Source organism: Halorubellus litoreus (assembly GCF_037081675.1).
Lineage (GTDB): Archaea > Halobacteriota > Halobacteria > Halobacteriales > Natrialbaceae > Halorubellus > Halorubellus litoreus.
The window spans coordinates 715,548-726,310 of the sequence record NZ_JAZAQL010000001.1; the positions used below are offsets into that span (position 1 = coordinate 715,548).

Here is a 10,763-nt window from a genome sequence, read left to right on the forward strand (position 1 = left end):
TATATATCCGACTCCGCCACCCACGACCGCGCGCGGTCATCGCGGGGTCGCGTCCCGACCCACGGTCGGGGCGCGTCCCATGACCTACGGCGGGGGCGGTTTCGCTTGGCACGTTTGCAAGGCGGCGCCGTCATCCGATTACCGCCTCCACGTTGGAAACCCACTGCGCGCGCTCGCCGTTCGACTGGATGTCGTTCCACCAGTTCCGAACGGTAGCGTGGCTGTACGGAACGTACTCGGCGGTTTCGCGGTCGCTCATCCCGCCCTCCTTGCAGGTCTTTATCGTCCACGCCGCCACCTGCTTCACCGAGTCCTCCTCGAGCGCGTCCTCGTCGTCGCCCTCGCCCGCGCTCCAGGACCACTCGCTCGCCTCGTCCGTCGACATGTTCCAGTCCGTCGGCGGAATCCCCTCCAGCGGCCGCGGGTCGACGCCCCGGAGTTCGCCGCCGGAGACGCGGTCGGCGATGACGGCCGTCTTCTGCGACTCCTTCTTGATGATCGTCCCAACCCGCCACAGGAGCGGGTGAATCGAGGACTCGCCGTGGGCGATGTAGATGAGCGCCCCGCCGTACTTGCGGATCTTGTAGACGAGCGGCCCCATCTTCTTCCGGACCTCGTGGCCCTGCTTCCCGGTCCCCGACGCGGAACTCGAGAACTCGTCGCCGATGAACAGCTTCGGCTGCTGGCTGTTCTGGACCGGGTCACCGTCCTGCTGGACCCACTCGGTCAAGAGCTCATAGTTCGGAATCCACCCGTCCTCGACCGTGCCGTCGTCGCGAACCCACCGGTCGTTCCGGTCGAGCGTCCGGATGTTCGACCCCACGAGGAGGTCGCCCGAGACCCAACGCTGGCGCAACTGGCCGAGGAGCCCCGCGAAGTCGCTCTTCCCCGCGCCCATCTCCCCGAGCACGACGATGACGGGCGCCGGTCCCGCGACGATGTCCTCGAGGCGCGTGACGGCCTTGATGCCCGCGAGGTCCGCCTCCTGCGACGGGTCCCCGATGTAGTGCTTCAGCGTCACGGTGTCGCCGTTCGCGACCGCATCCCGCGCCGTCTCGTGGCCCTCCGCCCGGAGGATGTCGCGGTTCTTCCCGACCTCCATGTAGTTCGCGGGCGCCTTCCCCTCCCACTTCTCCGGGTCGTGGTGGATCGCGCGCATCGCCAGCTGGCGGTCCACCTGCTCGTCGCGCACGAACGCCGTATGCGGGAGCACCTGCTCCGGGTCGCGCTCACGGTTCCCGTCCTGGAACTCCCGGAACCCGCCCACGGTGTAGTTGTCCTGCTCGTCACCCATGCCTCGACCCTCCGTCCGTCGCCGCCTGCTCCTGGGTCGCGGGCGGTCCCGACGTCGTCTCGATACCGTGTTCGTCGGCGTAGGCCTCGGCGTACTCGTCGACGTCCTGGATCTCGGAGTTGTCCGCGTTCTCCGCATCCTGCTTCGCCGCCTCGAAGCGGTCCTTCACGGCCGTCTTCGGGTTCATCTGCCCGCGCTCGTCGGCCTCGGCCTCTTCGTTGATGACGTCGTTCTGGATCTGTACGCCCATCTTCTTGATGCGCCCACGCAGCCGGTTGAACGACAGCCACGTCTTGATCAGGTCACCGTGGATGTCCTCGAGCATCGACCGCACCGTGACGAGCTTCGAGTCCGCCAGCGCCGACATGTACGTCCCGCGAACCCGGAGCGTCTCCGTGTCCGGGTACCAGTCGAACTCGCGAACCTCGAGGTCGCGCCCGTCGTTGACCGGCTGGGGCGCTGGCCCGTCGACCTCCATCTCGTCGAGGACCTCCGGCTTCACCCGGTACTTCTCGCGCTCGTCGGTGACGCCGTTGATGTGCCAGAGCGTCTCCCTATCGTCCGTTCGGAAGAACTGGATGAGCGTCACGAACCACGCGAACATGATGGGACCGAACAGCAGTCCGGCCGCGAGGATGCCGCCGACGACCGGCGGAACCCTGGGGATGTCCGGCTTGAAGAGCAGCATCGCCACTCCGCCACTGAACAGCACCGCCAGCACGAGCAGCTGGCCTTCCGCAAGCACGTACGCGACGCGGTCCTGGAACCGCTGGAAGCGCGACGGCATCACTCCGCCCTCCGGACGGGCGGGTCCCGTCCATACGTCACGTACACCGCCGCGCCACCGGAGACGACGACTGAGAGCCCGAGCCCGGTGAGCAGGCCGCTCATGCCGCCGAAGTACTGGAACGGGTTCGAACTCATCCCCGTCGACGTGTACCAGCCCTGCCCGTTGGCGAGCACGTAGATCGCGTGCCCGCCGTCGTACTCGGCGGCCTCGAGGCGCACCGTCGTCCGGCCGTTCCGTGTGACCGTGACCTCACGTGACTCGGCGCCGGGCTCGAAGTTCCCACTCCCTTCCTCGGAGAGCCGCGCCATCGACGCCGCCGGGTCCTGTATCGTGACGCGTTCGACCGCGTCCGCCTCGAGCACCACCACCCAGTCGCCGTCGACGACCTCCGCCGACACGATGTGCACCGTGTTCCCGACGTGGCCCTGGTACGACGTCGGCCCCGTCGGGTCCGGCACGCCCGCCGTCGTTGACGTCGGCGCCGGGGTCGTCGACGAGGTCGTCGTGTTGTTCGGGCTCGCCAGCGCCACACCCGCGAGCGCGGTCGATACCACTACCACCGCCACGAAAACCGAGAAGATGCGTCTCATGGGTTAGCTCGCGAACTCCTTGCCGACGACCACCACCACGCCGAGCGCGACGAGCGCCCCGACCCCCGCCCCGAACGGACTGATGTTTCCGAAGTCGAACTCCGGTGGCGGAGTCTCCGTGTCGCTACTATGGGTGTTCAGCGTCTTATCGCGGTATTGCAGGATATCCAGCAACTCCTGTTTCGTGAACGTGGCGTTCGACGTCGCGCGAACCTGTTCTTGCGTCGAGGTTCGGTTAACGCTCTCGCCGGTCTTCACGTTCCTCAAGCTCTCTATCGTGAACGTCCCGTTCAGGATGAACCGCTCAGTCTCGTTCGCATTCACCTGTGCGACGAAGTACACCGGGCTGTTCGTGTTCGACGTGTCGTACGTCGTGTTCACGACGAAGCTCCCGTTCGTCTTCGCCGGCTTCCAGTCCGTGAACATCGTGCCCGTCAGGTTGACAGGCTCCGGGTCGACCGTCTCGTAGCTCGATGAGCTGGCGTTGTAGATCTGCGACGGCACTTCGTCGTAGGTGATGGAGAACGAGTTGTTGATACTCCCATTGATTCCCATGCAACCCATCTCGCCAGCCGCCCAACCGTAGTAGCCAGTCGATTCCAGGTCAGTGTTGAACTGGCTCGTCATCGTCGTGCAATCGACGATATCCATCGAATCGAAGTCGCTGGAGTTAGTCTTTGATTCGATGGCATCAACGAACTGCGCGGCGTTTTCCTTCATCCGCTCCGTCCGGTCTAACACGTCCTGAGTCCGGTTGTAGTAGTCCTCTTGGTCGAGAAAAACTTGATCTCCAGGGTCCGCCGCGAGGGAAGTCGCTTCGGGGTCGTCTATCCAGATAGCGGTATGGGTAGACGAGTTCGGTCCATGGTCGTGCGGAGTCATGTTAAAAACAACATCTCCAGCACTGTTGTAGACGATTAACCGGGCTACCGTCGTCGTGGAACCGTTCGGCAGCGGAGCCTCTGAAGTGCCAAGTCCGAGAGTCCCGAACTCGAAGCTGTGAGTCGTCGCCTTGGGTGATCCGCCGGTTCCCGGGAGGTCGTCGAGCGCGAGCGACGTGTTAAACCCGTACTGCTCGGAGGAGTTGAAAATCATGTACGCATGGTGGGCGCTCGTGTTCCACGATGCGTATTCGTTCATCGCCACCGTCGTGTAGTATTTTTCGACGGTCTGGTTCGCGCTTGTCTTCATTACCGACGTGTTCGATTCGTTCCGGTACTCCTTCGCCACGTCCGCCTTCACGTCCGCCCACACGTAAGTCTCGGAGTCCTTCAGACGGTTCTCCATCGTCGTCAGGAGCGTGGAGTAATGGCTGAAACCCACGTCAGCCGCCGCGAAGGCCTCCGCGTGGCTCGCGTTCTTGATTACCTCCCCGGAGTAACACGTCTGGTTCGCTTCCAGGACGCTTCCGCCGTCCAGGGCGTTGCGAGCAATCGCGTATCCCTCATCTAGACGGCCGACCACGAGGTCGACTGCGAGGTCGCCGGTCGACGGTGGATTACAGTCTGGTTGGAGTTGAACGCCTAGCTCTTTCGTTGCCGCATCATCGGCCCCAGCCGCCAAAGCCGCGCCGAGCATCGGCTGGAACGCCACCGCGACCACGAGGGCCACGATGAGCAAACGGTACGCCTTCCCGGTCGTAGTGGTGGAATCCATGAATAGAGCCTCCGAGAAGGGTGGTTAGTAGTACGCCGCGAGGTAGTACCCCGCGCCCATCACCATCAGTGCGACCGTGCCGATGATGTCGCTCGAGACGACGATGTCGTGGCCGGTCGGGAACAAGACGACGGCGTGGATGACGAGCATCCCGGCGGGGATGTAGCGGTGCCAGTCCTGGTCGTAGTCGCCGACCTCGTTGGTCGCCCACACGACCGCGAGCACGAGCGTCGTCGTCAGCCACGCCCACGTGAGGTCGAGCCCGCCGAGCGTCCAGACGACGTCGCTCATGCTGAAGGAGACGCCGAAGTACGTCAGCGAGATCGTCGCCTCGAGGAGCGTGACGAAGCTGGCGATTGCGAAGAACGGTGCGCCCAGGGAGTCGATGATGTCGACTCCCGAGTTGTTGTGGATGAAGTCTGGTGCGTCTAACGTGGACATAGTCCGCTCGGGAGTTCAGCGAACCGCCTGAAAAACCCACGAACGCAGCGTAACGCGCCCATTCGCGGGTGAGAGAGTGAGACTTTACGCCGTCGTAAACCTCTGGAGACACCGAGTGTAATCCGCGTTGCTGGTTCTTTTCGCGCTCTAACTAGGACGAGAGAAGGACGAGAGATTACACCCCACAGTAGCGAAGTGTTGTGTTCAACCGCGGCGGCCGTGGAAGCTCGTGGGTTCCTGATAGGTTCGGGCTATCGCCCGCCCGGCGGGATTACGGGGGTTCCCCGTCCGGGGTTTACGACGGCGTAATATCACCCCCGTCCGCCAGTGCGTCCCCTCGCTGCGGCGCGTCGCTCGTCGCGGCGCCGTCGTCAGCGGCGCCTGTCGCGTCCCTGAGACGCTCCGTGTACGACACCCACGCCTCGCGGTCCACGACCACGAGGTTCGTGCTGTTCCGTCTCTCGTCGCCGCTGGCGGCGTAGAACTCGAAGAGGTCCTTCCCGAACTTCCCGACGAACTCCATCACGCGACGCACCGTGTTCGGGTTCGGGTCGTGGACGTCGAGACGCTTCGCCAGCTCCGGCGTCGCGACCTCGCGCTCTATCACGTCCCGGACCTTCGGCGACTTGAGGTGCATCTCCTCGCCGCTCGGCGTCGCGTACTGCGCGATGAACGGGAACAGTCGCGCGGCGATCTCCTGGTTCTCCGTGAGGTCGTGCTCGTGAGGCTCGAGGTTCGTCGCCGCCGTGTAGTACTGGTGGAGCGGTACGAGGTCCTCGACGGCTGCACCGCCACTCTGCGCGGCGACCTCCGCAGCGTCGACCTCGCCGCGCGCGACCTCCTCGACGCGCTCCTCCACGTCGTAGAGGCGCTGGAAAACGTGCCCATCCTCGCGCACAAGAGTGTCCGCCTTTGTCGCGCCAATATCGCCGTAAACCACGTCTTCGAGGTCCCAGATGAGGTTCTTCGTGAAGTCGAGTTTCTCTCCCATGTCTCGGTCGACCTCCGCGAGCGCGCGCTCCGCGTCGCGTCGACGCCCGCGTTCCTCCTGGAGCTCGCCCTCGAGGTCCGCGACCTGTTCCTCGAGGTCCGCGATGCGCTCCTCGAACCGCGACTCCATTTCCGCGAGCGCGTCCGCGAGGTCATCGGTCATCGCGAACGCACCCCCGCGGTCGCGCTCGTCGACGAGTCGACCTCGACGAGATTCTTCCCGCACTCGTCGCACCGCCACGCACCGGCGCCGTGGGTGCTCCCGCAGCACGGGCAGGCGATTCGGGTCACTGCGACACCCCCTTGCCCGACTCAACCCCTGGGGTCGCGTCTCGGAAACCGGCTTCCAGCGTCGGCGTGATTCGACGTCCCGTCCCGGTACGCTGGAGTCGACGCGGACAGTTGGTTCCGTGCCCCGCCTCGCGCTGTCCATCCGTGAGGCGCGTGCACCGAGCGCCGCAGTTCGCGCATCTGAACTCGCGGGTGCCGTTCGGCGACGGGTTCGCGTTCTCGCGCCTTCGAAGTTCTTCGGTACTGATAGAACCGAGAACCGCCTCGGCTCGTTTCACCGCGCACCACCTCGAATCCTTCTACCAGACCGCCCGAGGGTAGAGAGGTGGAAGTCGGTCGTTTGGTCCTTCGATTCTGAAACTGGTTCTTTGCGGGGTCGGTCCCATCGAGAACTGACGCGTCCGTCGCGAACACCCGGAGCTACCGGATAGTTCGCGAAGATGTCAGAAATTAGTGGACTCGCTGGGATTTGAACCCAGGGCCTCTTCCTTGCGAAGGAAGCGATCTACCTCTGATCTACGAGCCCGCGGTGCGCGATTATTGGTTGTGGGTGGTGCTTATTTGTAGCTTGCGTTTCGCTGGTCCGTGTGGGTGTTTGGCGGGGGTTGGAGGGCGTCGAGGCGGCCGGCGGCGAGGCCGAGGAGGATGCCGGTGAAGTGCGCGATGAGGGCGACGCCGGGGCTGGCGGTCATCCACGTGAGGATGGCGGCGATGGTGAGTGCGAGGAGCCATTCGAGGGCGGGGCCGACGTTGAGGCGGTTGGCGATGGTGGTGGTGAGGCGGTTGCCGCCGAGGACGTACCCGTAGAGTGCGAGGACGGCGCCGCTCGCGCCGAGGACGGCACTCCCGACGACCGGGCCGCCGACGAGTCCGTTGAGGAGGCCGCCGAACCACACCTGACTCAGTCCAGCGAGCGCGCCAGTCACGAGGAAGAACGCGTGGAACCGCCACCGCGTCGTGTAGCGCTCCAGGACGAACCCGACGAGCACGAGCGCGATCGTGTTCGAGACGAGGTGGCCGACGCCAGCGTGCGCGTACACGCTCGTGAACACCGTCCACGGCCGCAGCGTCACCGGCGCCCCCAGCACGAACAACGTCTGATACAACTGGCCGAGCCCGAGCGCCAGCTCGAACAGTACCGTGACCTGCTGGAAGACGAACACCACCGCGAACGCGACGAGCGTATCCACGGTCGGACTCCCACGAAGACCCATACCCACGACTAGGAGCCTCGCGGCTCTTCAGTGTTGAGGAGAGTGAAAGAAGCCGTGCGCGAGAGAGCGGACTAGTCCTCGAGGACGATCTCGATGCTGACGTCGTTCGGAACCTGAATCCGCATCAGCTGGCGGAGCGCACGCTCGTCCGCGTCCAGGTCGATGAGACGCTTGTGGACGCGCATCTCCCAGTGCTCCCACGTCGCCGTCCCCTCACCGTCCGGGGACTTCCGCGAGGGCACTTCCAGCGTCTTCGTCGGCAGCGGAATCGGCCCCGACAGCGACACGCCCGTCTTCTCCGCGATGTCGCGGACGTCGTCGCAGATGTCGTCGAGGTCGTCGGGGCTCGTCCCGGCGAGTCGAACGCGAGCCTGCTGCATGGATTACTCGCGGTTCTCGACGGACAGGACCTTCCCGGCCGCGATGGTCTGACCCATGTCGCGGACCGCGAACGAACCGAGCTCGGGGATCTCCGAGGACGGCTCGATGCTGAGGGGCTTCTGCGGGCGCACGGTGACGACCGCTGCGTCGCCGGTCTGGATGAAGTCGGGGTTCTCCTCCGCGACCTCGCCAGACGAGGGGTCCATCTTCTTGTCGAGGCTCTCGATGGTACACGCGACCTGCGCCGTGTGGGCGTGGAAGACCGGCGTGTACCCGGCCGTGATGACCGAGGGGTGCTGCATGACGACGATCTGCGCCTGGAACGTCTCGGCGACGCTCGGCGGGTCGTCGGCGGGGCCACAGACGTCACCGCGGCGGATGTCGTCCTTGCCGATGCCGCGGACGTTGAACCCGACGTTGTCACCGGGTTCGGCCTTCGGCACTTCCTCGTGGTGCATCTCGATGGTCTTGACCTCGCCACCGACGTCGCTCGGCTGGAAGCTGACGTTGTCGCCGATGTTCATGATACCCGTCTCGATACGCCCGACGGGGACGGTACCGATACCGGAGATGGTGTAGACGTCCTGGATGGGGAGGCGGAGCGGCGCGTCCGTCGGCGGCTCCGGCTCCGGCAGGTTGTTGAGAGCCTCGATGAGGATCTCGCCGTCGTACCATTCCGTGTTCTCGGAGCGCTCGGCGATGTTGTCGCCTTCGAACGCGGAGATCGGGATGAACTCGGCGTCGTCCGTGTTGAACTGGACCTGGTTGAGGAGGTCGGTGACCTCGCTCTTGACCTCTTTGTACTTGGTCTCGCCGTAGTCGACGAGGTCCATCTTGTTGACACCGACGATGAGCTCGCCGATGCCGAGGGTGCGCGCCAGGAAGACGTGCTCCTGGGTCTGGGGCGCAACGCCGTCGTCTGCTGCGACGACGAGGACGGCGTTGTCAGCCTGGGACGCGCCCGTGATCATGTTCTTGACGAAGTCGCGGTGACCAGGACAGTCGACGATGGTGAACTCGTACTCGTCGGTGCTGAATTCCTGGTGGGCGATGTCGATGGTGACACCGCGCTCGCGCTCTTCGGCGAGGTTGTCCATGACGTAGGCGAACTCGAAGCCGCCCTTGCCCTTCTCTTCGGCTTCCTCGCGGTGCTGCTCGATGACGTGCTCGGGTACGCTCCCCGTCTCGAAGAGGAGTCGCCCGACCAGTGTGCTCTTCCCGTGGTCGACGTGGCCGATGATGGCCAGGTTCTGGTGTTGGTCGCTCATTGGTTGTCTCACGCGCAGAGGCGCTGTGTGGAATCCTTTCGGCAGAAACGGTTAAAACGATTTCGATACGCGCTACCCGAGACCCCGCCGCCCTCGGGCGGTTTGGTGTTGTCAATGTCACGCATGGACGGGTTTGCGACGTCGACGCCCGGTCCGGATACGAACGGTTGACGGGCACGCGAACGCAGGATACGCTGAACGAGCAGTGTCGCCGTCGCAGCCGACCGAACAACCAGTGACGCTATCGCAGCCGACCGAACAACCAGTGACGCTATCGCAGCCGACCGAACAACCAGTGACGTTATCGCAGCCGACCGAACGGCGAGCCGTGTGACCGCGGGCGGCCCAGCGGGTGCGGTGAGCGCTCAGTCTTCGAGTCGGCGGACGTCGGCGAGGACGGCGCTCGCGGTCTCGTCCCCGCCGGCGCCGCGACCGCCGAGTTCGAGCGCACCCGCCGATTCCGTGTCGAGCTGGACGACGTTCTGGGTGCCGGTGACGGCGAGCGGGCCGCCTTCGGGGACGAGTCGCGGCCCGACGCGGGCGCCCTCTGCGGTCGCTTCGCCGACGAGGCGGACGGTCCGGCCGTCTTCCGCGGCGAGGTCGAGCGCGCTCGGGGGGATCGACCGGATGCCTTCGACGTCGGCGTCCTCGAGCGTGTACGTCGCGTCGCCGTCCGCGAGGACGTTCGCGAGGATGACGCACTTGAGCGCGGCGTCGGTCCCGTCGACGTCGAACGTCGGGTCGGCCTCCGCGACGCCGAGGTCCTGTGCTTCCGCGAGCACGTGCTCGTAGGAGAGGCCTTCGGCGGCCATCCGCGACAGCACGAAGTTCGCGGTCCCGTTGAAGATGCCCTTCGCTGCCGTGACCTGCGAGCGCCCGTAGTCCTCGATGGTGCCGAGGACGGGGATGGCGCCGGCGACGGTCGCCTCGAACCGCACGCGCCCCGCGCTCTCGGCTTCCAGGGCCGCGACGTCCGCGTAGCGTTCCGCGACCGGGCCCTTGTTCGCGAGGACGACGTCCCTGTCGCGTTCGAGTGCGCGAGCGACGTGCGAGAACCCGGGTTCGGCGTCGTCGAGCGTCGTCGGCGTCGCCTCGACGAGTGCGTCGTACTCGGCGTCGAGCGCCGCTTCCGGGTCGAGTTCGCCGACGCGACCACGTGCGGACTTCCGCTCCAGGACCGCCTGCGCGTCCAGGCCCTCGTCGTCGACGACCGCGGTCTGCGAGTCCGCGACCGCGACCACGTCGTGTCCGTGTTCGCCCGCGAGCGCGACGACGGACCGCCCGACCGCGCCGGCGCCCATGACCGCGAGCTTCACGCCGACCCCTCCACGAGCGGTTCCACGACCTGCAGGTCCTTCTCGTCGGCGACCGCCCGAACCGTCTCGAGCGCCTCGACGACGCCGTCGGACTCGACCGCCAGGTGCACGCGTGCACTCGACACGTCGTCGGTCCCCTCGGGGGCGTCCAGCGAAAGGTCCGTAACCGAGGCGGCCGCGCACGCCTCCACGCGCGAGAGCGTATCCGAGAGGTCGGTGTCGACGAGGTGCCCGACGAGCAGCACCGTCACCTGCTCGGTGTACGCGTCCTCCCCCGCCTGGATGACGGTGACGCCAGCGTCCCGGAGTGCGTCGACGATGTCGTCGAACCGGTCGGGGCGACACTCGAGGTCGACCTCGACGGGGATGTTCCCGCGCGGTGTGAGGTTCCCGCGCTCGTGGTAGATCGAGAGCAGATTCCCGCCGTTCTCCGAGATCGGTTCCAGCGCCCGCAGCAACTCGCCGGGTTCGTCGACGAGTTCCAGCCGGACCGTGTACGCTCGCACCGCCGCGTCCACGTCAGCGGCCACCC

The 10,763-nt window shown here is 65.8% G+C and carries 11 protein-coding genes and 1 tRNA gene; all 12 read right to left on the bottom strand.

Translation table 11 applies throughout. The annotated features are described in order from the left end of the window. Positions 1 to 130 precede the first annotated feature (130 nt). The 12 genes from VYJ16_RS03635 to VYJ16_RS03690 all read right to left on the bottom strand — a co-directional run bounded on the left by VYJ16_RS03635 (position 131) and on the right by VYJ16_RS03690 (position 10,761). Complete coding sequence (locus VYJ16_RS03635; protein WP_336348952.1) at positions 131 to 1,294, bottom strand: P-loop NTPase family protein; 1,164 nt, start codon at positions 1,292 to 1,294, stop codon at positions 131 to 133. After that, positions 1,287 to 2,081, bottom strand: a complete 795-nt coding sequence (locus VYJ16_RS03640) for a hypothetical protein (protein WP_336348953.1) — start codon at positions 2,079 to 2,081, stop codon at positions 1,287 to 1,289. Before VYJ16_RS03640 ends, VYJ16_RS03635 begins: the two co-directional genes overlap by 8 nt. Further along, entirely contained in the window at positions 2,081 to 2,644 is a 564-nt protein-coding gene (locus VYJ16_RS03645; protein ID WP_336348954.1) for a DUF8063 family protein, read from the bottom strand. The genes VYJ16_RS03640 and VYJ16_RS03645 overlap by 1 nt, the downstream gene beginning before the upstream one ends. A gap of 33 nt (positions 2,645 to 2,677) precedes the next feature. After that, a complete protein-coding gene (locus tag VYJ16_RS03650; protein ID WP_336348955.1) occupies positions 2,678 to 4,330 on the bottom strand; it encodes an Env/VP5 family phage fusion protein in 1,653 nt (550 codons plus the stop codon). Between the two features lie 24 nt (positions 4,331 to 4,354). Further along, positions 4,355 to 4,771, bottom strand: a complete 417-nt coding sequence (locus VYJ16_RS03655; RefSeq protein ID WP_336348956.1) for a DUF8023 family protein — start codon at positions 4,769 to 4,771, stop codon at positions 4,355 to 4,357. Between the two features lie 295 nt (positions 4,772 to 5,066). Beyond that, complete coding sequence (locus tag VYJ16_RS03660; protein WP_336348957.1) at positions 5,067 to 5,924, bottom strand: hypothetical protein; 858 nt, start codon at positions 5,922 to 5,924, stop codon at positions 5,067 to 5,069. Between the two features lie 582 nt (positions 5,925 to 6,506). Further along, a tRNA-Ala gene (locus tag VYJ16_RS03665) sits at positions 6,507 to 6,578 on the bottom strand. Positions 6,579 to 6,609: 31 nt separating this feature from the next. After that, positions 6,610 to 7,266 (bottom strand): rhomboid family intramembrane serine protease, encoded by a 657-nt coding sequence (locus VYJ16_RS03670; protein WP_336348958.1) that lies wholly within the window; start codon positions 7,264 to 7,266, stop codon positions 6,610 to 6,612. Positions 7,267 to 7,337: 71 nt separating this feature from the next. Next, positions 7,338 to 7,646, bottom strand: coding sequence for a 30S ribosomal protein S10 (gene rpsJ, locus VYJ16_RS03675; protein ID WP_227132365.1), 309 nt, complete (start codon positions 7,644 to 7,646; stop codon positions 7,338 to 7,340). 3 nt (positions 7,647 to 7,649) lie between these two features. Beyond that, positions 7,650 to 8,915, bottom strand: a complete 1,266-nt coding sequence (gene tuf, locus VYJ16_RS03680; protein ID WP_336348959.1) for a translation elongation factor EF-1 subunit alpha — start codon at positions 8,913 to 8,915, stop codon at positions 7,650 to 7,652. A 365-nt stretch (positions 8,916 to 9,280) separates the two neighbouring features. Then, positions 9,281 to 10,231 (bottom strand): homoserine dehydrogenase, encoded by a 951-nt coding sequence (locus VYJ16_RS03685; protein ID WP_336348960.1) that lies wholly within the window; start codon positions 10,229 to 10,231, stop codon positions 9,281 to 9,283. After that, the gene (locus VYJ16_RS03690; RefSeq protein ID WP_336348961.1) at positions 10,228 to 10,761 is read right to left on the bottom strand and encodes an amino acid-binding protein; all 534 of its coding nucleotides are present in this window, start codon (positions 10,759 to 10,761) and stop codon (positions 10,228 to 10,230) included. The genes VYJ16_RS03685 and VYJ16_RS03690 overlap by 4 nt, the downstream gene beginning before the upstream one ends. Positions 10,762 to 10,763 lie beyond the last annotated feature (2 nt).